Origin of the sequence: Shewanella glacialimarina, assembly GCF_020511155.1 — a bacterium.
Taxonomy (GTDB): Bacteria; Pseudomonadota; Gammaproteobacteria; order Enterobacterales; family Shewanellaceae; genus Shewanella; species Shewanella glacialimarina.
The window spans coordinates 4,301,432-4,322,262 of record NZ_CP041216.1; the positions used below are offsets into that span (position 1 = coordinate 4,301,432).

Genomic DNA, 20,831 nt, shown 5'->3' on the forward strand with positions numbered 1-20,831 from the left:
AATGGTGCCGGCACCAAGAGTCGAACTCGGGACCTACTGATTACAAGTCAGTTGCTCTACCAACTGAGCTATGCCGGCGCATCATTTCGGGAACGGATATTAGGTAAATGTGACGCTAAGTGCAATAGAAAAATTATAAAAAAGCTAAATAAAGTCTCAATTGTCGTTTTTTTATTCGGGACGAGGTAAATATAGCCAAATTTTAACCATTATTTTTATTCGGTCAGATAATTGAATCTTAAAGTATTGTTCCAGTATTACGGATCGTGTAATGTGCCAGACCCAGTATAAAGTTGGTTTATTAATGAAAAACTGCATTCAACAAGCGCTGTACCTCTCCTTCGAACGCCATAAATGGTCGGAGTTGCGCAATTCTGTTCCCTTAACATTAAGCCAAGAAGAACTTGAAAGCTTAAGAGGCATGAATGAAAAGTTATCATTAGATGAAGTAACCGATATTTATTTACCACTAAGCCGCCTACTGAACCTTATTGTAGGAGCAAAGCAGCAACGCGGAATGATAGTGGATAAGTTTTTAGAACAAAGCACTTCGCGATCACCCTATATTATCAGTATAGCTGGTAGTGTTGCGGTTGGGAAAAGTACCACTGCGCGTATCCTGCAAACCTTATTACAACGCTGGCCAGAACATCCAAAAGTTGATTTAGTCACAACCGATGGTTTCCTCTACCCTCTCGCTGATTTAAAGCGCAAGGGATTACTCCAGCGTAAAGGCTTTCCTGAAAGTTATGACATGAAAATGTTAGTTGACTTCATATCCGCGGTGAAAACTGGTGAGCCGCGTGTTTTAGCACCTTTATATTCCCATGTGACCTATGATAGATGTCATGATCAGCATCAAGTGATAGAACAACCGGATATTATTATACTTGAAGGGTTAAATGTTTTACAAACTGGTTTAGATTCCCCCATTGATATAAGACGACCCTTTGTATCTGACTTTGTCGACTTTTCAATATATGTTGATGCAGAAGAGCATTTATTAAAAGAATGGTATCAGCAGCGATTTTTACAATTTCGAAAAGGAGCATTTAGCGACCCATTATCTTTTTTTCATCACTACGCAGCATTGTCTGATAGTGAGGCTAATGGTATTTCAGCTAACATTTGGGACACGATTAATGGCCCAAATTTAAACCTTAACATTCAACCGACCCGAGAACGTGCAAATTTGATCCTCAAAAAAGGTGAAAACCATTTAATGGATAATGTTTTACTGAGAAAGTAGCCTTTAGTTCACACGCGCTAATTAGGCGCGTCTTAAACTTATTTCACCGCCAATAAACATTTTTAGGCCTTCATTAGTGTCTATTAAAACCCCTCCTTGCTGGTCTATTCCCTTATAGATTCCTTCAACCTCATTGGGTGCCATCAGCAACTTGACTGGCTTATCAGTAAATAAGTCATACTGCTGCCAAAAATCAACAAATGGTTTCAAACCCTGCTTGTCAAAAAGTTGGATATCACTTTTTAAATGTTGATGTAGTTTTGCTAATAGCATGGTTTTATCAGGTAATTCGTTTTGGCTAGTTAAATCACTCCATGGCTGGTCGATTAGCTCGCCTTGTACAACCGACATACTCATATTAATACCAAAGCCAATCACCAATTCAGTTTGTTGTGTATTGGTTTGAGCCACTTCAATTAAAATACCTGCCAGCTTTTTACCCTCTAAATAAATATCATTAGGCCATTTAAGCCCAAGACCAGTCACTCCCATCTCAGTTAACGCTTTGACAATTGAGCAGGCTATAACGAGACTTAATCCCATAGCTTTGGTTGCATCACTGTCAAAGCGCCAAAATAGGGATGCATAAAGGTGGTTACCGTAGGGAGACTGCCACTGTCTACCACGCCTGCCTCGGCCGGCGGATTGATATTCAGCAATACAGATATCGCCAGACTTAAGGTCTTCATGGTGGCTTAACAAAAAGCTATTAGTGCTATTTATTTCATCAAAATAAAAGCATCTGTTGTCTATCTGGTTAATCAATCGATTCTCATCAACTAACGCAATTTGATTGGCTAGCTTATAACCTTTGCCTTTGACAGTAAAAATCTCGACACCATACTCTGATAATGAGTCAATATGCTGATTAACCGCCATTCGAGTCAATCCAATTTGGCTGGCTATTTTTTCCCCTGAAATAAAATAATCTGCACTTAATAAGGACAGTATTGAACGTTTACGCGACCAATGTTCATTCATGATAAAACGACCTCTCCAAATTGCGCCATCATTCTAGGTTCAGTTTCTAGGGATATTTCAAATCGCTGCTCAATAACATCGATAACATGTAACGCGAGTTGACAGATGTCATTCCCCGTTGCATTCGCAGAGTTGACGAGCACTAGTGCTTGCAGTTGATGAACCGATGCACCGCCGATAGAAAACCCTTTAAGCCCAGCATTTTCGATTAACCAGCCTGCGGCTAGTTTTACTAGACCATTTTCTAAGTTGTAGCCGATTATTTGTGGAAATTTATCTTTTAAAGTTTCAAATTTATCAGTGTTAATAATTGGGTTTTTAAAAAAACTGCCTACATTTCCTAATACTGCTGGATCTGGTAATTTTGACTGTCTTATTTGACAAACCAAGTCAAAGAGCTGTTTCGGGCTAACGTTCGCAGAGTCTAACGAGCTTAACGGAGAGTAATCTAACTGCGGATCCCAAACTTTAGTTAACTTAATTTTGACCGCTGTAATGACAGCTTTGTGTTTAAGTTGTTGTTTGAAAATAGACTCTCTGTAATCAAATTGACAATTTTCAGCACTAATTTCAAACAATTGTGATGAATCAAGATCGAGGAACTCGACAGAATGGCAAACCTGACTAAATTCCACCCCGTAAGCACCGATATTTTGGATCGGTGCAGCACCAACAGTTCCAGGTATTAACGCTAAGTTTTCAATACCGTAGAAATTATGTTCTACGCAATACGCCACCAGCTCATGCCAACTCTCACCAGCTTCAACAGTAAGCAGTACCTCATCCCCTTCTTGTTCTACAGCAATCCCTTTAGTTGCAATTTTAACCACAGATCCAGCAAAGTCTTCTGTGAAAACAACATTGCTGCCACCACCGAGTATCATTAACGCTTTATCTGAGTGATATAAGGATAGACAAGTCTCGATAAGAGACGCTTTAGAATCTACGACAAGTAGTTCATCACAAGACTGTTCTAGTCCAAGGGTATTGTGTTTAAGTAGAGATACTGACATATAGGTAACATGGTAAATACAAGATGATTTATTGTAACAGGTATCGTGCAAATCAAAAAAACCAAAATACTTAGCACAACGAACAAATGCTTTATTGTTAATTTTATTAATTTTAAACGTAAAACCCAGATATACATTACCATGAGACTCGCTTAACACAATTTTGTAGGAGTCGTTCAACTACCCAGTAAACATGTGTATTGTCGTAATTTTATATTTATTTTACCCCGTAAGATGAGTGCTCAACGATCGACTTTATCGCTTAAGCTGGGCTATTTATTACTAGAGTGGTATTATCCCGCCCCCTTGCTCGCCGCGCCCCATTAAAAGGTGATGGCTGAACAAGATATAATCATAATAAATCTCTGTACACGTTGTGGGCGCTAGCATACCCAGAACCAATAAAATTGCGGGTTCCCTCACCCCGCCTAATCTCAATAAAAAGGCCACAAGATGTTAACACTTACTCAGACGCAAACGCGCCGTGCGCTGCTATTTTTAGTCAGCTTTCATATACTGATAATTTGCGCCAGCAATTACCTGGTCCAGTTACCGTTCCAAGTATTCGGCTATCACACCACCTGGGGAGCATTTAGCTTTCCTTTTGTGTATTTAGCCACGGACCTCACTGTGCGTATATTTGGCCAGCAAGCTGCAAGACAAATCATTTTTAAAGCCATGTTTCCAGCTTTAATCGTGTCATATTTAATTGGCGTACTATTTCATCAAGGTCAATTTCAACAATTCGGCGCCTTACTCGAAGCCAATACTTTTGTATTCCGCATCGCCTTTGCAAGCTTCATTGCTTATCTTATTGGTCAATTAATGGATATCACGGTATTCGCCCAGTTAAGAAAAGCCCGTGCATGGTGGATAGCCCCTGCAGCGTCAACCTTAATTGGTAACTTAGTCGACACTTTAGTCTTTTTCAGTGTGGCATTTTATGCCTCTACCGATACTTTTATGGCGCAACACTGGCCAGAAATAGCGACCATAGATTATGGTTTTAAATTGATTGTCAGTTTGGGATTATTTTTACCCGCTTACGGGGTGTTATTGCGGGTATTACAAGATAAATTATTAAGTACGCATCAACATTCAAGACGCATTTTATAACCCTATTTGATAATAGAATAATAAGCGTGATGGTATCGGCTATCGCGCTTTTTTATTGTCTTAAAGTTGGTAAATGAAGTGTAAAGAATAAAAAAAGAGTTTATTTAACTTGCAAACGATAATGAGAATGATTATTATTCATTTGCGTTCCAAAGCTCAGTAATGATTTTAAAGATTCATCACCTTTATTGTTACGCTGAGTTCGCAAGCACGACATTGCTCACACTCTTTGTGGCCGGATTAATCATCCGGCTTTTTTTTGCTTAAAATTCATCAGCAAATACATTTGGACGGCAACTTGAGTTCAAGATAAACCACAGCCTCTAACGTCTATCATGCTAATCATCAAATCTCATATAATCGCCAGTGACTCACGCCTGCCTTACCGCTTAGACAAACTGCAGTCCCTCGAAAGGGTTATTGGTTTGTTCATCTTTGGCCCTATGGTAAAGACCAATGATAAATACTGTACCCTTACCTTCGGTTGATTTCACCTCAATAGTACCGCCTAAGCGCTTTATAATACCGTAGCTTAACGATAAACCTAAACCTGTACCGTCTTTACGTGTGGTGTAAAATGGGTCGAATATACGGCTTAATTGTTCTGAGTTAATCCCCACACCTTCATCTTCAACTTCAATCTTTACCCCTATAGGTTCATCACCTTCAAGCCAGTCTTGGGTTCGAATCCAAATTTTGCCTTTACCATTATCATTCCTAGCTTCAATAGCATGGGCGGCATTAACGACTAAGTTAATTAGCACTTGTTGTAATTGCGGTCGATTAACCTCAACTGGACAACTTGCATTAAGCGCTTTAACTAGAACAACCTCTTGCTTTTGTATTGAGTGACGCACCAACACTAAAACTTCTTCAACAATCGGGGTCATCTGATGCATTTCGATGGGGGCATTAAATTCACCAGGGCGACTGTACTGCAATAAGCTACGAATAATAGTGCTTATACGTCCCACTTGCTGGATCACGAGATCAATCTCTTCTGATACTTGCTCAGCTTGATCACCTAATTCATACTTTAATAACTCCATATTACCTAGAATCACAGCGGTAGGATTATTAATTTCATGGGCAATACCCGCCGTTAACTCACCTAATGCGGTTAGTTTTTCATTGGTAACCAATTGCTGACGAGTTTCATTCAGTAATTCGACATTACGTTGTAATTCTTCGGTTTTATCTTGCAAGCTTTTAGTGCGCTGCTCCACCTTTAATTCGAGTTGCTCTGCTGCGGCTTGAATCTGTAAATTTCGTCTTTGCAGTAAGTCCAACATACTGTCGAACTGTTCAGCTAAATGGGCCAGTTCATTATCACGATCTAAACCTAGCTCACCTATACGAACATTACGCCCTGATTGTACCGCCTTAACCACCTGATGAATGCGTTCAATAGGCTTTAATAAACTGTAAGCACCACGATAAACCAGTAAGCCTGAGCCAAATAATACCAGCATTAAGATACTGCCTAACTCAATAATATTAAGTAGATAAATATTAATAAAAGGCGCTTCAGAAAAACCGGTATACACCATACCCACTCGTTTGCCATAGATATCAAGCAAAGGGGCGTAGGCGGAAATGTACCAGTCATTAAACACAAATGCCCTATCAACCCAAGTTTGTCCATCCACTAGTACTTTTTGCTTCACCTCTTCTGATACTAAGGTGCCTAGCGCGCGATTTTTTTCAGAATATTGTGATGACGAGGCATTCATTGGCACGTTAGTACTTACTCGAACATTGTCTAAAAAAACAGTTACTGTACCTATTGAATGTGCGGGTAAAGTCCCTTTGTCATAAACAAGGTTACTAATGTGATCGACAATAACGGTATCTTTGTTGAATAAATTGCCACCATCAAGATACCAATTCACTGAAGAGTCTGAATTTATTATTGGCAGTACACTTCTACTCACTAAGCCGCGATGTTCCTGCTGCTTTCTTGGTGCTAACGCTCTTTGAGTAGGTTTAAGATCAATCGTCGCATATTGTGCTAATTGTGGGTCTATCTCTTTTAAACGTTCAGAAGTCAACACCATTACCCCTGAAGCCGGATTGCGAGGTTTGTGACGCAATAAAGCACTTAAGTCGGGGTTTTTTTCAACTTGTTCTACACTTATGATCCGTAAAAAGTCTAAGTTAAATTGCTGTTGAGTTTGCGTTAATACTTCTGCAATAGTCTGCAGCGCTTGTTGATTATTTTTATCTTGTTGGAGTTGACTAAACGCAGTTTGAAAGGCCCATGAATTTGCCAGATGAACAAGCTGTTGCTCTTGACGGATTTGAACCTGTTGCAGTGTATTTTCGGCAACAGCTAAATCAGCTTTAACCTTCATAAATAACTGTTGACTGGTATAACTAATATTCCAGTAAATAGTAATAAATACTAGGCTTATTAATGTCATTAAGATCGGCAATAGTGTCAGAATTAATAGCCGATAACGCACCTTAGCCTGCATTTGCTGCCAACTGATATCGAATATTCGTTTGAAAAGTGACACGATTAACCTTCCTCTTGATCCTCGCAGCTATCTTGCCCGAACCAATCTTTGTACTTCCTGTCTAATGTTTTTCGCGATACGCCCAAATCTCTTGCCGCTGCGGATTTATTGCCGTCATGGGAGTCAACCACCTGTGTTACATGCTGTTTTTCAACATCTTTTAATGTCCAGCTTAAGGGGTAGCCGTAATTATCTACTGTTTCTGCCTGTTCAGCTTTTTTCCAATACTCTGCAGGAGGTTTACCTAATAAAATACATCGCTCAATCATATTCTTAAGCTCACGGATATTACCTGGCCATTCATGTTGCTTTAATACTTGTAAATCTTCATGGCTCCATAGAACTGGTTTAATGCCCAAGTCTTGTGATATCTGTACCGTAAAATGATGGGTTAATTCCACCACATCTTCAGGACGAGCCCGTAAAGGTGGAATTAAAATATTAAGCACATTTAAACGGTAATATAGATCCCGACGAAAATGGCCTTGGTCAACTTCTTCAATTAACAATCTGTTAGTGGCCGCCACAACCCGCACATCAATAGCAACTTCTTTCTCGCTACCCACAGGGCGAATTGCACGTTGCTCTAACACTCTTAGCAATGCCGTTTGCATGTTCATCGGCATTTCGCCAATCTCATCTAAAAAAATAGTCCCACCGGAAGCAAAACTAAATAACCCTTCCCGAGACGCTTTAGCCCCGGTAAATGATCCAGCTATATGACCAAAGAGCTCACTGGCTAATAGTTCTGGAGCTATAGCACCACAGTTTACCGGCACAAATGGCCCTTTACGGCCGCTTAGCAGATGTAACTGACGTGCGACTAATTCTTTACCTGTACCTGACTCGCCTTCAATTAACACCACTGCATTGGTTGGAGCAACACGCTCTATCACTTGCTTTACTTCGTTAATAGCATCACTACTGCCAATGATAGTAGAAGATTGACCATGGGACAGCTCACGTTTTAGCATAAAGTTTTCACGCTCTAGTAAACGCTTTTCAATACAACGATCGACTGCTGTCATCATTTGTTCAAGATGAAACGGCTTCATGATGAAGTCTGATGCGCCCGCTCGTAATGCTCTAATCGCTACATCCATATCAGCATAACCCGTCATAAAAATAATATCGGACTGACGGTCTGTATCATCCAATGCCTCATGCCATTCGATGCCTGAACGATCGGGTAATCGAATATCAACGATTAACAAATCAAAATGACCTTGGCTACGGAGTTGCTCGGCCTCTGTAATACTTGATGCGGTTTCGACTAAAGCAAATTTTTTCAACATGGCTTTAGTTAAAAAGCTGCGCATTCCTGGTTCATCGTCAACGATTAGAACCGACATGCTGGTGTTAGCGCTTACAGCGATGCTCATAATTACTCCGATTGGACATTTTGGCTCAACTTAGCATTACTTTAGCACTCAATAATACAAACTAGGTCAAGATGAACCACCAAAAAGTGACCTTGGGACAATTTGTCATAGGTGTTTTTTACCACCGTGGGATCTGGTTCACAAATTAAGGCTTTGCCGTGAACTGAATTTGCACATTATGCAATTGGCATTTAACTTGCTTATAGAGCGGACAGTATTAACGGTTACTAAACCGAGACTTACAACCTCCAGTAATGGATTATGCAATTTCATCGTAGTTTAAAAGGATAATTTAATGTTGAAGAAAATCGCCTGTATTACGGCCTTATTTGGCGTGTGGGGTAGCTTGGTTTTTAGTCCATTATTACAAGCAGATGAGCATGATAATCATAGCGTAATAAAATTAGCAACGACCACCAGCACTGAAAACTCTGGTTTATTAAGCGCATTATTACCTACGTTTGAAAAGCAATCAGGTTACTCGGTACAGGTCATCGCTACAGGTACTGGCCAAGCAATTAAACTTGCCAGCCAAGGCGATGTTGATATCGTAATGACCCATGCTCCTGCTGCTGAAGCAAAATTTGTCGCTGATGGTTATGGCATTCAACCCCGCGGTATTATGGAAAACGATTTTGTGGTCTTAGGACCTAAAAATGATCCTGCTGGCGTACACGATGCTAAAAGCGTTATCCAGGCATTTGATCGTATCGCTACCAAACCAAGCACGTTTATCTCCCGCGGCGATAACTCTGGCACACACATGAAAGAATTGGAGATTTGGCAACAAACTAACGTCAAGCCGGATTTTGCAGGCTATACTTCGGTTGGTCAAGGTATGGGAAAAACCTTATTAATGGCGAATGAATTGCAAGCTTATACGCTAACAGACCGTGGGACATTTGTGGCGTACAAAGCCAAACTGGACTTGACCATTAGTTTTGAAGGCGGCGCTGAATTAGCCAACCCTTATCAAGTGATGTTAATTAACCCGACAAAATATCCTGAGCTGAATCATCAAGGTGCACAAGCATTAAGTGACTGGTTAATCAGCCCTACTGCACAAAAAATGATTAATGAGTTCACCGTGCAAGGAGAGAAATTGTTTAAGGCAACTTATCAATAATGAGTGAAGGCTGGTTAGCCCTTTTGCAGCAAGCGTTCAGCTTGCTGCTCTCTTTTGACCCCGATGTGTGGTCAATTATTCATGTGTCTTTTTCCGTCTCGTTGGCGGCGCTGCTTATCACCCTGATTCCATCCATCATGCTGGGCTTTTTACTTGCTTTTACTCATTTCCCTGGCCGTTGGATTGTCACTAACTTAGTGCAAACTTTACAATCAATTCCTACGGTTGTTATTGGATTATTAGTGTACTTATTACTCACCCGCAACGGTGTTATGGGTGATTTAAAATGGTTGTTTAGCCAAAATGGGATGATTTTAGGTCAGATGCTAATTTGCGCCCCAGTGCTAGTGGCCTTGTCACAAGCTGCATTTACCAGCGTAGACCGCCGTGCATGGGAAACATCACGCACATTGGGTGCGAACTGGTTACATGCTATTTGGACTGTATGTCGAGAATTACGTGCGGCATTATTGCTTGCTGTTATAGCAGCATTTAGTCGAATTTTAACTGAAGTAGGATGCTCTATGATGGTCGGTGGCAATATTATGAATGTCACCCGCAATATTCCTACGGCTATTGCTTTGGAAACCAGCAAAGGCGACTTTGCTCAGGCTATTGCACTTGGATTAGTGTTACTCATTCTGGCATTAGTGCTGAATTTTTCTTTAGGCTCATTACGGGGTAAAGCCCTGCCAAGGAGTCATTAATGCTATCCAAAAAGCAGCTAACTAGCTCAACAATGACAGCAACTAAAGCAACTAAAGCAACTAAAGCAACTATAAATGCTACTGACATAGTGATGCGATTTGATCAAAAAATACTTTTTACCGTGAGTACATTGAGCTTTACCCAAGGAGATGTGATTTATTTACAAGGTGATAATGGCTCTGGTAAATCTACCTTAATGAAGATTCTGGCTGGATTAATATCTCCCTCGCAAGGATGCATTAATAGCCAAGGCTTTAGTAAACCGGCTTGGTGGCAACAGGGCTCTTTATTGGGTAAAGCGGTATATTTGCATCAACATCCCTACTTATTTGATGGCAGTGTTCAATACAATTTAACCTACGGGTTAACGGCAAGACAAGCTCGCTCACAAGCCATACAGCAGCGACTATTTCAGGCAATAAAAATGGCTCAACTTACCGACTTGATGCACCATTGTGCCAGTGAGTTGTCTGGTGGTGAACGCCAGCGATTAGCGATTGCAAGGGCATGGATCTGTCAGCCTAAATTGCTCATGCTAGATGAGCCCATTTCAAATATGGACAAGCATTCTCAACGCCTTGTGCTTGCCATGATAAACCAGCTTAAATCAGAAGGGACTGGCTTACTGATTAGTAGCCATCAAACCTGTGGTTTGACCGCGTTATGCCAACAACATTGGCATATTAAGCAACATGTTATACACACAAGCCAATATGTGCCTAATTTAGATACTCAACAAGATTACTCTGTTATGGAATCACACTATGTCATTGCCAAGTAAACACCAACCTACTATTGATGCTGTTATTCTTGCCGGCGGAATGGCTAGGCGTATGGGCGGAGAAGATAAAGGCTTAATCGAGTTAAACAGCCAGCCGATGATTAGCCATACAATTAATCGATTAGCACCACGAGTGCAGCGCATTATGATCAACGCCAATCGTAATCAACAGCGTTATAGCGAGTTTGGCTACCCTGTGATAAATGATATTGACTCCGGCTACTTAGGCCCTTTAGCAGGCATGATCACCGCTATGGGTCATACTCAAGCAGACTTATTATTAGTAGTGCCCTGTGACTGCCCATTATTACCGCAGGATTTAGCCAGTAGAATGCTAGCAACCATGCAGCAAACAGGCGCAGACATTATTGTGGCGAGTGATGGCCAACGTGAACAACCAGTGGTGTTATTACTTAAGCCAAGTTTACGCGACTCAATGAAAGCGTTTTTAGATGCCGGTGAGCGTAAAATCGATTTTTGGTACGCCAAGCATCACTATGAAGTGACCAGCTTTGCTGATCAGCCTAACGCCTTTATCAATGTGAATACCCCAGAACAAAAACAACAACTTGCCGAGCAACTTGCTGCACCATTAGTCGAGTAACAAGCCAAGTTATGTGTAAAAACTAGCATAGTCTTTCAATTAGAGGTCATTATGTCTTCCGTTTTTAATAATCCACTGTCGATCCCTGTTCTTGGTTTTTGTGCATACAGTGGTACCGGCAAAACCACACTACTGAAACAGCTAATTCCTGAACTTAATCGTCGTGGACTTCGCTTAGCGGTAATTAAACATGCCCATCACAATTTTGATGTCGACATTCCCGGTAAAGACAGTTACGAAATGCGCAAAGCAGGCGCTAAGCAAGTACTTGTTGCCTCCCATGTCCGCTGGGCGTTAATGACAGAGGATGCATTAGAGACAGATCCGAGTTTAGCTCACCTGCTAAAACAAATTGAAACCGATAAAGTCGATATTGTTTTAGTCGAAGGTTTTAAAAAACTGGCATTGCCAAAAATTGAATTACATCGCGCTTCCCATGGCAAACCTTTAATTCATACCCATGACGACAATATTGTTGCAATTGCCTGCTGCGAAGACACACAAACACCGGCAGAACTGACTCGGTTAGACATCAACAATATCGCTCAAATTGCCGATTTTGTAATGCAATACCAACAAAGCTGGCAAGCTAAATCTGTCACTTTGCCAATTGATCTCTTAACCGCACAAAAACCTAGTGATGGCCAACAAGGTCTTTCGGTTGCGCAAGGCATTAATCATATTCTTAGCCAGGTTACGCCACTTGTTGGAGCCGAGTTAGTCGACTTAGACGAATTGGATAAGCGTGTTTTAGCCACTAATTGTATTTCTCCAGTCAATGTCCCACAGCAAACTAATTCAGCAATGGACGGTTACGGTTTTGCATATAGCGATGTGGCTACTGACAAACCACTCACCATAGTAGCAGAAGTACTCGCTGGCCATGGCTATGACAAGGTCGTAAAACCGGGAGAAGCTGTAAGAATTATGACTGGCGCGCCCACCCCACAAGGTGTTGATACCATTCAGCCTAGGGAATTATGTGATACTCAAGATAACCTATTAACACTATTAGAAACCACTAGCATTAAGCAAGGTCAGCATGTGCGTTTAGCCGGTGAAGATATTGCTATTAATGAGGTGGCCCTAGTTAAAGGTAAGCGTTTAGGTGCGGCTGAGATAGGTTTATTAGCCTCTTTAGGGGTTCATCAAGCATCAGTGGTTAAAGCACCAACAGTGGCAGTGTTTTCAACGGGTGATGAAGTGAGTCAACCAGGTGACGTTCTTAAACCAAATTGTATTTACGACTCTAACCGTTACACAATCAAAGCAATGGCAAGAAAGTTAGGTTGCAAAATTATCGACTTAGGTATTATTGAAGATAATGAGCAGGCACTTACAGCCGCTTTACTTCAGGCATCCGAGCAAGCAGACATTGTGATTAGCTCTGGTGGTGTATCGGTGGGAAATGCTGATTACATTAAAATCGTACTGGCTAAAATTGGTCAAATTAACTTTTGGCGTATCAATATGCGTCCTGGCCGCCCCCTTGCTGTAGGGAAAATCAATAACAGCTTGTTCTTTGGCTTACCGGGTAATCCAGTGGCTGTTATGGTTACATTTTTACAATTCGTTGAACCTGCATTACGTAAGCTAGCGGGCGAACATTCATTGGCTGATGAACAACGGTGGCAACCAAGCTATATGCCAGCGATTGCCGATGAGTTTTTGCGCAGTAAAACAGGCCGAACTGAATTTCTACGCGGGGTTTATCATATTGCCGCAGACGGACAAGTCCATGTTATCTCAAGCGGTGCTCAAGGCTCTGGCATGTTGAGTTCGATGGTTACCGCCAACTGTTTAATTGTAATTGGTGAGGCAGACGAACATATCGCCAAGGGCGAGCGTGTTTTTATTCAGCAACTTTAACTCACGTTTTAGAAAAATATGTAGGGAAAAGATGAGTCAAATTGTAGATAGCTCAGATAGCCAAGCAGGATATTGATGATTGTCTGTGACTGACCGCTATGACTTTGTTACCTATTGTATGAATGAGGACACTGATTTATTTACCGCGTGAGCTAGATACCCATAACAACAAATAGCTCACCTATCTAGAAACTAGCCAAAGCAATAATGAAAGCGTGCAGATATTTCGATTTATCAGTGCCACAGTTGGTTACTTCTATTAACCTGACTTTACCTCACTGAGGATAGTTAGTATTTCTCACCATAGATGATAAACTCAAATAACGTTTCATTATCCTATTGAGCTTATGGCTTTATCACGTAAAAAATGGAATACCATTATTATCCTCGTCACAGCAATGATGATTGCTGTACTGAGCTTTATTAATAGTAAAACCGAACAGGTACCAGCTGATGCAATGCCATTGTTTGACAGCACCTTGCCGTTAAAGCAACTGCACATCAATAATCAATGGCTTGCTGACTCTATAGGTCAATGGCAGTGCTCAGATGACGTCCTTAACTGCTTGCAGTGGACTGAAGCTTGGCAAAACATTGCTATATCTGCATTACAAGTTGAACCGATACATACCTCTGAACCTATCAAGGTCACCTTTGCCATTGCCAATATTGACGAGCCCCAAGTGTGGTTGTTATTCACAGAGGAGGGGTTATTGCAATCACCCGGATTCAATTGGTATAAAATTCCCCCAAGCTTACGCGCTGATCTATTGCCCATCGTCAACGTACAATCTCGCTGAGCATCAAAGTGAATAATTGTAGATGACCTACCATAAGAGAGATTGCTAAGCCATGCCAGAATTACCAGAAGTAGAGGTTACTCGCCAGGGTGTCAGCCCTTTCCTTGTAGATCAAACTGTTGACCAGTTGATTGTACGCAATGGCTCATTACGCTGGCCTGTCCCTGATGTTGCGCAAAACATTGTTGGACAAACCATTAACAGCGTTCGTCGCCGCGCTAAATATTTACTCATAGATACCGATGCTGGCATTACCATTGTACATTTAGGCATGTCTGGCAGTTTACGCATTTTGCCACGTAACACAGCGCCTGAAAAACATGACCACATCGATTTAATACTCAATAACGGCCGAATGCTACGCTATAACGACCCTCGCCGCTTTGGTGCTTGGTTATGGTATGAACTACCCGAAGATGCCCATCCATTATTATCTAAGCTTGGGCCTGAACCACTCAGTGACTCCTTCAATACTATCCAACTGCAAACTGCGTTAGCCGGTAAGAAAAAGGCCATTAAACTGTGTTTGATGGACAATCACATTGTCGTCGGGGTCGGTAATATTTATGCCAATGAAGCATTATTTGCTGCGGGTATTCACCCACAAACAGCGGCTGGCAACATTGACATTGAACGCTTAACCATCTTAGTTAATGAGGTGAAATTAATTCTAGCTCACGCCATCAAGCAAGGTGGCACGACGCTTAAAGACTTCACTAATGCCGATGGTAAACCAGGTTACTTTGCCCAGAAACTGCATGTGTATGGTCGCGGCGGTCAAACCTGCACTGCCTGTGGTAACTTATTGAGTGAGATAAAGTTAGGCCAACGTACTACGGTTTTTTGTGGAGTATGCCAGCCTCGGTAAGTTAAACCTTTAGCAACAAGCATTAGCCTCATAAGCTAGAATACAAAAAGGGAGCCGAAGCTCCCTTTGTCAAACACGTTACCACTAAACCATTTAGTCTTTAAAAACGATATTCATAGCTACCAAATACCGTACCATTGGTTTCATTATCTTTAATCTCAAACTTCGAGTTAGAAACTGTGCCACCAAAGGTCACCATTCCCAACAATATTGGCATACGGTAAGACACTTCTAACATTAACACGTCTTCTTTAGGTGGTTGGGGCGCCCATTCATTATTAATATTTTGGCCGTCATTATTTAACTGAGCATAACGTAAAATAGAGGTCAGGCCATGGCTGTCCTTAAACTGGCCAATTAATCCTAAAGCATACACTTTAGCATCACTGTCATAAGTGCTCCCCAAGGCTCGACCATAATAACGTGAACCAGTTTTATAGGTACTATGTTCGTAAAAACAATTAAAGGCATTTTGATCTGTACCACACGCTACCATGGTGTCGGTATATTCAAAAAACAATTTGTATTGCTGACTATCAAAAGCAAAACGGGTATCAACCCCCATCATCATGGCGCAATCAGCAAGGTTCCAGGGGGCTGAGCCACTTGAATCTTCGCAGGTACGCTCTAAATACAAACCAACGGGTACCGTAAACCAAGAATCAGAATAACGCGCATCAAAGCCCGCCATCTGATTACCAATTTTTGTATTTAATGATGGGTCACAGGTCGCATCACCGGTCGCACATTCAGTACCACCACTGATAGCATCAAAGAAGGTCGAAAAACCACACTCTTCACCTTCTCCGCAAAACATGGTTGTCCAAGATACCCCAAGCTCTAATTGTTTTAGTGGCCTAATGGTGCCACGAAAATTCCACAGCAGTGGATTTGCTACAGCTCGCTCTTCTTCCAAACGGCTAAAACCAGCAGATAATGTCCAGGGGCCTACCCAGGATAAAAACGGAGTTTCAAATGCAGCTGCATTATTACGACTAAGCATCAATGAAGGTGCTGGACGGGCGTTATTTGACTTAATTAACCCGGAATCAAAACCTGGACCCCACCACTGACTCAAAGTACCTGCTGTTACAATCCAATTGCCTACAACCACAGAAAGATAAGAGTCATCTAAACGCACCTCTTTATCATCTAAAGGGTCGTAATGGGCTGATGCGCTCACCTTGTACGCGAATCGCTCCCCCATATATTCATAACTAGCGACTAGATCACCTTTTTCACGATAATCTGAACCAAAATGCTGAAAACGAGCAGCATCGCTAGCCGCATTTGCTTTAACTTTAGCATCGCCGCGATTATCTATGGCATTTTGATAATAGAAATTCACCCGAGAAAAAGCATCTACTAAATCAACTGACATCAGTGATGGTTCAGCTGTAGATAAATCAACACCTATACCTGACCACATTAACGGATAGGTATTAATAGGAACCGTGATGATACCGGCATCAGCTAAAGCTTGAATATCAGCCCGTAAATAAATATCAGATGTATCAACCCAAGGCGAAGCTTCAGACTGAGTAATCTGAAACATTGCTAGCACACCCAAAGCAACACTTAACGAAGAAGGCCTAAATCCTTTTAACATAACCCTATTTACCTTGTTGCAGCGCATGCATCTGCGCAATTTTCATTTTCAGTGCTACTGCCACCTGTGGATGAACAAATTGAGATACATCACCGCCGTGTAAAGCCACTTCTTTTACTAAGGTAGATGATATAAATGAATTTTCTTCAGCTGGAGTTAAAAAGACCGATTCTAAATCAGGGCTTAAACGACGATTCATGTTAGCCAGTTGGAATTCATATTCAAAATCAGACACCGCACGCAAACCACGAACCAATACACTAGCTTTTTGTTCTTTAGCAAAATCAACTAATAACCCTGTAAATCCTACCACCTCAACATTATTTAAATGAGCGGTAACCAAATTAACCTGTGCTACACGCTCTTCAAGGGTAAATCTAGGTTGCTTAGAAGGATTAGATGCTATACCAATAATTACGTGTTTAAACAAACGCGCAGCTCGTTCGATAAGATCGGCATGTCCATTGGTAACAGGATCAAACGTCCCAGGGTAAATTGCTCTTCTGTGCATAGGTCCTCTGTTATAGGCAATAGCTATATAAAAATCGAAAAATACCTGCCCTTTTTATCGGCTCAATATAGCATACATATTGCTATGATTGACTCGTAAGTCGTTTTCAAATAATTCGAAATATGACAAGACCAGCTCTTTATCACCTTTGATTTAGGTTAATCTGTAAAGCACATACTTAACTTTGCACTATCAATGGAAGTTATCATTTCAATCTTGCTTTTAATGAACTTTGCTCAAACTACCTAAAAAAGATATAACTCTTAAAACTATTTTATGGAATGAGTTTAAGATACTGAGTTGCACTATATTCAATATCAACTTGTTTAAATATTTCTGTATCTGCGATGAGAGGATACTCATTCAACGCTTGTTCCATTTTAATTGCTAACGCCTGCGGATCGCGTCTTGGTACTAGAAACTGTGCACAATCTTGAGTCAAAATCTCATTGGGTCCAAATGGGCAATCAGTGCTTACAACAGGGGTTCCGCATATCAAACTTTCCATAATGACATTGCCAAAACCTTCATAGTCGGAACTGAGTACTAATAAGCGAGCGTGTTTAATCCAAGAAAATGGGTTGTCTTGAAAACCAGGACAAATAACACGATCAGCGACCCCATATTTAGCAGCAAGTTTTAATGCCTTTTTAGGGTTATTACACAGCAATACTAAAGGCAGTTTTATCTGCATTTTTGCAAGGGCACTGAACAACACATCATGACGCTTTTGCTTAGCGACTCGGCCCACATGAATAATATAATCACCCTTCGGAATTTGCACATTGGGTAAGCTCGCACTTTCGCGGATACTTTCAATATCAAAAGGATTATAAATAGTCTGCATAGACATAGGTTTGATACGCTTTTGCTTAATGATATCTTGTTCAATACCTTTTGAAACCGTGATTAAACGTTGACCGCTTAATGCTTTTTTTGCCCGCCACATGCCAAAATAGGCCAACGGGCCAAGTTTCATTTCACGCCTAAGCTCTTCTTCAATCGCATTATGAATAACACAAAAAAGTGGGCTTACCTTTGCCTGAGTCAACAGTAAGTTGGTTCGGTCTAAATTAGAGAAAAACACATCAAATTGGCCCAAATGGTCCGATAATGTAGCTATCCAATCTTTAATGCGTTTAACTGAGCGATGTTGTACAAACAAGCCATCAATATGGCGTTGCCCTTTGGTAAAACAAAAATGTACTGGGATATCTTGAGGCAACGTATAATCACAATGTGGACTAAGCACTAATAAATGCGGCTCATGCCCTAGTCGCTTAAACTCTCTTGCCAGGGTTAGGACTATTTTTTCTGCGCCTCCACCAGCCAAACTATCAATAGCAAGACCTATGCGCTTAGCCATTTTAAATAACCTCACCGAGCAAACGGGTGACTTCAGCCATACAAATATCTAAACCTTCGGCATCACTTTCCAATTGCATCGCATTAATTAATTTTTGCCCATTAAGCGGCGTTAGTAATAATTGCACAGTATTAGTCATATCGACGACATTTGTATCACAACTCAAGGCTAACTGGTGCTGCGTACAACGTTCAATTCTACTCGGTTGATCTTTAGCTACAGCAACCGCTAACGTTGGCACATTTAGGGCGATTGCTTGTAATAAAGTATCGCCACCGCTAAGTACTGCAGCTTGGGCATCGCTCAGTAAGCTAATAAAATCCAGACTGGTAAGCTCAGGAATAACAATGATACCTTCCATGTCGGCTAACTCTTTAGGGTAGTTAGGACCAAAGATCATCAAGCTTGGAATACCCGTTAGCTTAAACAAGTTAGATGCTGTTTGGGCAAAAATATCTGCGGCTAAGCTATCACCAATTCTATGACCACCAGAACCGGCGCTGTAAAGTAAATATTGGCCTGAGGTAATACCATAATATTGCTGTAACACTTGTAGTCGAAGAGGATCCGGCTTTGCAAAAATAGACCCGGTAAAAATAGGAAAAGGGCGCTTAATCAGGTTGAGTTTGAACTTATCAAATCGGGTAATATCACCGATAACAAATTCAGGCTGAACCACCCAATGACTATCTGTTACTAGCGCACGCTCAATTTTCATTCCTCGAGAACGCTTACGCCTATGCTGGCTAACAAACACCACTTTTGCCCCACTTTTATGAGCATGTTTCAATTGTGCTTTTCGCCCTGCAGCATCAAAAATAACTAAGTCAGGCTTTAAATTATCCACCAGCAAATTAACTTCTTTAACTCGCTTTGTCGGAGTGTCATCGACTAAATGGGTAACATAAGGGCAAGAGCTGGCATAGGGGGCACGACTATTCAGTACAAACTCAATTTGGGCATCTGGCCAACGGGCAGCAATTTCATCAGCCACAATTTTAGAACGCATATATTCTCCAATTCCTTCTTCTGAAGACACTGGAACAAACAAGATAACATGCGCTTTTGCCATTAAATTTTTCCCATTGCTACATAACGTAAGCAATATTAGTTTCCATTATATTTACGACTAGAGACTTATTTATGACGCCAGTATTAATGCGCTTTATAAACCACAAGGAGGGTATTTATACCAGTTTTCACCTTAGGATGAAATGCAGTCAAAAGCTTGAACAACCATTTCAGTAGTGATCATCGTCATTAACTGATCGCCTTTGGCTCTTTTTCCCCAAGGAATGTCGCCCTGTACTTGTATCGCTATAGCTTGTGGATAAACGCTCACGGTATGTTGGCGATAGAAATAGGGCCCTGTTCTATCAGGGTTAGAATGTGCATATAGACCAATAACAGCAGTATCCTGAGTCACCGCCATATGTAATGGTCCGGTATCGGGGGCAAGCACCAGTTTAGCCTGTTTTAAGACCGCAAGCAGTTGCGTTAAGGATGTTTTACCGACTTGGTTGTCTAACATATGTTGACTGTGTGATTGAATCGCATCGGCTAAATCTTTTTCTAGTTTTGTGGGGCCACCGCATAACATCACGCTAAAGCCTTGCGATATCGCATAATCGGCCACGGCAGCGTAGCGATCAGGTAACCAGTTACGTTCAGCTTTACTCGCTGCCGCGCAAATCACCAATACCTTATCATCACCTATAAGTAGTGAGGCAAAGTCGGTATCAGCTTGTGGGACAGGAATATGCCAACGCGGGGTTAAGTCTGTCACACCAATGGCTTTGGCAAACCCCATAAAACCATCTAAAACATGTGGAGTTGCTAGTGGAGCTACCGCATGGTTGGTCACTAGCCATTGGCCTTCTTTGGCTCTGGCCTTATCAAAACCAACTCGAATACGGGCGTTAATCATCAATGATGCAATTGTGGCTCTTAAAGCCACTTGCATATGTAAAAGCACATCGAATTTTTGTCCGGCTAATGTTTTACGCAATGCAGCATAACTTCGCCAACCTTGGGACTTATCAAATATGACAAACTTTATCCCAGGGAGATGCTGTAATAATTGATATTCTACTTTACCTATAATCCAGGTAATACTTAACTCTGGATATTGTCGCTGAATGGCTTGTACCATAGCCACGGCATGACACACATCACCAATGGCGGACAGCCTTAAAAGGCATAATGATTTCATCTTGCTAGGGTCAAACTTCATGGGCGTCCAATGTAAGATTAAGCAAGCGAAGTTGCCAGTGAATGCAAGTGAGTGATCTTAAGGTATAATGCCCTTTTGATCTAGCAGGGTTATCAA

18 protein-coding genes and 1 tRNA gene are annotated in these 20,831 nt (G+C 41.3%); 9 read left to right on the forward strand and 10 right to left on the reverse strand.

What is annotated here, in order from left to right; genetic code table 11:
* Positions 1 to 2: 2 nt before the first annotated feature.
* Positions 3 to 78 (reverse strand) — tRNA-Thr (locus tag FJ709_RS18870).
* Positions 79 to 304: 226 nt separating this feature from the next.
* Between FJ709_RS18870 and coaA the strand changes: the two genes are divergently transcribed.
* Positions 305 to 1,249, forward strand: coding sequence for a type I pantothenate kinase (gene coaA, locus FJ709_RS18875; protein WP_226416055.1), 945 nt, complete (start codon positions 305 to 307; stop codon positions 1,247 to 1,249).
* A 21-nt stretch (positions 1,250 to 1,270) separates the two neighbouring features.
* Here the strand turns inward: coaA and birA are convergent, their stop codons facing one another.
* Together birA and murB are read right to left on the reverse strand one after the other, a co-directional pair.
* Positions 1,271 to 2,230 (reverse strand): bifunctional biotin--[acetyl-CoA-carboxylase] ligase/biotin operon repressor BirA, encoded by a 960-nt coding sequence (gene birA, locus FJ709_RS18880; RefSeq protein WP_226412013.1) that lies wholly within the window; start codon positions 2,228 to 2,230, stop codon positions 1,271 to 1,273.
* The gene (gene murB, locus FJ709_RS18885; RefSeq protein ID WP_226412015.1) at positions 2,227 to 3,243 is read right to left on the reverse strand and encodes a UDP-N-acetylmuramate dehydrogenase; all 1,017 of its coding nucleotides are present in this window, start codon (positions 3,241 to 3,243) and stop codon (positions 2,227 to 2,229) included. The genes birA and murB overlap by 4 nt, the downstream gene beginning before the upstream one ends.
* A 453-nt stretch (positions 3,244 to 3,696) precedes the next feature.
* On the opposite strand from murB, the gene FJ709_RS18890 reads away from it, so the two are divergent.
* Positions 3,697 to 4,359, forward strand: coding sequence for a 7-cyano-7-deazaguanine/7-aminomethyl-7-deazaguanine transporter (locus FJ709_RS18890; RefSeq protein ID WP_226412017.1), 663 nt, complete (start codon positions 3,697 to 3,699; stop codon positions 4,357 to 4,359).
* Between the two features lie 389 nt (positions 4,360 to 4,748).
* Here FJ709_RS18890 and FJ709_RS18895 read toward each other — a convergent pair whose 3' ends face one another.
* Positions 4,749 to 6,878 (reverse strand): sensor histidine kinase, encoded by a 2,130-nt coding sequence (locus FJ709_RS18895; protein ID WP_450103975.1) that lies wholly within the window; start codon positions 6,876 to 6,878, stop codon positions 4,749 to 4,751.
* Positions 6,879 to 6,880: 2 nt separating this feature from the next.
* The gene (locus FJ709_RS18900; protein WP_226412019.1) at positions 6,881 to 8,260 is read right to left on the reverse strand and encodes a sigma-54-dependent transcriptional regulator; all 1,380 of its coding nucleotides are present in this window, start codon (positions 8,258 to 8,260) and stop codon (positions 6,881 to 6,883) included.
* 295 nt (positions 8,261 to 8,555) lie between these two features.
* Between FJ709_RS18900 and FJ709_RS18905 the strand changes: the two genes are divergently transcribed.
* From FJ709_RS18905 to mutM, 7 genes are all read left to right on the forward strand, one after another.
* Positions 8,556 to 9,386 carry a substrate-binding domain-containing protein gene (locus FJ709_RS18905; RefSeq protein ID WP_226412021.1) on the forward strand — a complete coding sequence of 277 codons (831 nt, stop codon included), beginning with the start codon at positions 8,556 to 8,558 and terminating at the stop codon, positions 9,384 to 9,386.
* Positions 9,386 to 10,093 (forward strand): ABC transporter permease, encoded by a 708-nt coding sequence (locus FJ709_RS18910; protein WP_226412023.1) that lies wholly within the window; start codon positions 9,386 to 9,388, stop codon positions 10,091 to 10,093. The genes FJ709_RS18905 and FJ709_RS18910 overlap by 1 nt, the downstream gene beginning before the upstream one ends.
* A gap of 32 nt (positions 10,094 to 10,125) precedes the next feature.
* Positions 10,126 to 10,875, forward strand: coding sequence for an ABC transporter ATP-binding protein (locus FJ709_RS18915; protein WP_404830066.1), 750 nt, complete (start codon positions 10,126 to 10,128; stop codon positions 10,873 to 10,875).
* The gene (gene mobA, locus FJ709_RS18920) at positions 10,859 to 11,479 is read left to right on the forward strand and encodes a molybdenum cofactor guanylyltransferase MobA (protein WP_226412025.1); all 621 of its coding nucleotides are present in this window, start codon (positions 10,859 to 10,861) and stop codon (positions 11,477 to 11,479) included. Before FJ709_RS18915 ends, mobA begins: the two co-directional genes overlap by 17 nt.
* Before the next feature lie 51 nt (positions 11,480 to 11,530).
* Positions 11,531 to 13,348: a bifunctional molybdopterin-guanine dinucleotide biosynthesis adaptor protein MobB/molybdopterin molybdotransferase MoeA gene (locus FJ709_RS18925; RefSeq protein ID WP_226412027.1), complete on the forward strand. Its 1,818-nt coding sequence runs from the start codon at positions 11,531 to 11,533 to the stop codon at positions 13,346 to 13,348.
* Between the two features lie 347 nt (positions 13,349 to 13,695).
* On the forward strand, positions 13,696 to 14,148 hold the full coding sequence (locus FJ709_RS18930; protein WP_226412029.1) for a hypothetical protein: 453 nt from the start codon (positions 13,696 to 13,698) through the stop codon (positions 14,146 to 14,148).
* A gap of 52 nt (positions 14,149 to 14,200) precedes the next feature.
* Entirely contained in the window at positions 14,201 to 15,016 is an 816-nt protein-coding gene (gene mutM, locus FJ709_RS18935; protein ID WP_226412031.1) for a bifunctional DNA-formamidopyrimidine glycosylase/DNA-(apurinic or apyrimidinic site) lyase, read from the forward strand.
* 100 nt (positions 15,017 to 15,116) lie between these two features.
* Here mutM and FJ709_RS18940 read toward each other — a convergent pair whose 3' ends face one another.
* The 5 genes from FJ709_RS18940 to FJ709_RS18960 all read right to left on the reverse strand — a co-directional run bounded on the left by FJ709_RS18940 (position 15,117) and on the right by FJ709_RS18960 (position 20,735).
* Positions 15,117 to 16,571: a capsule assembly Wzi family protein gene (locus tag FJ709_RS18940; protein ID WP_226412033.1), complete on the reverse strand. Its 1,455-nt coding sequence runs from the start codon at positions 16,569 to 16,571 to the stop codon at positions 15,117 to 15,119.
* Between the two features lie 58 nt (positions 16,572 to 16,629).
* Complete coding sequence (gene coaD / locus FJ709_RS18945) at positions 16,630 to 17,136, reverse strand: pantetheine-phosphate adenylyltransferase (RefSeq protein WP_226412035.1); 507 nt, start codon at positions 17,134 to 17,136, stop codon at positions 16,630 to 16,632.
* 274 nt (positions 17,137 to 17,410) lie between these two features.
* The gene (locus tag FJ709_RS18950; protein WP_226412037.1) at positions 17,411 to 18,502 is read right to left on the reverse strand and encodes a glycosyltransferase; all 1,092 of its coding nucleotides are present in this window, start codon (positions 18,500 to 18,502) and stop codon (positions 17,411 to 17,413) included.
* Between the two features lies 1 nt (position 18,503).
* On the reverse strand, positions 18,504 to 19,574 hold the full coding sequence (locus FJ709_RS18955) for a glycosyltransferase family 9 protein (RefSeq protein ID WP_226412039.1): 1,071 nt from the start codon (positions 19,572 to 19,574) through the stop codon (positions 18,504 to 18,506).
* 132 nt (positions 19,575 to 19,706) lie between these two features.
* Positions 19,707 to 20,735 (reverse strand): glycosyltransferase family 9 protein, encoded by a 1,029-nt coding sequence (locus tag FJ709_RS18960; protein ID WP_226412041.1) that lies wholly within the window; start codon positions 20,733 to 20,735, stop codon positions 19,707 to 19,709.
* Between the last annotated feature and the right edge of the window lie 96 nt (positions 20,736 to 20,831).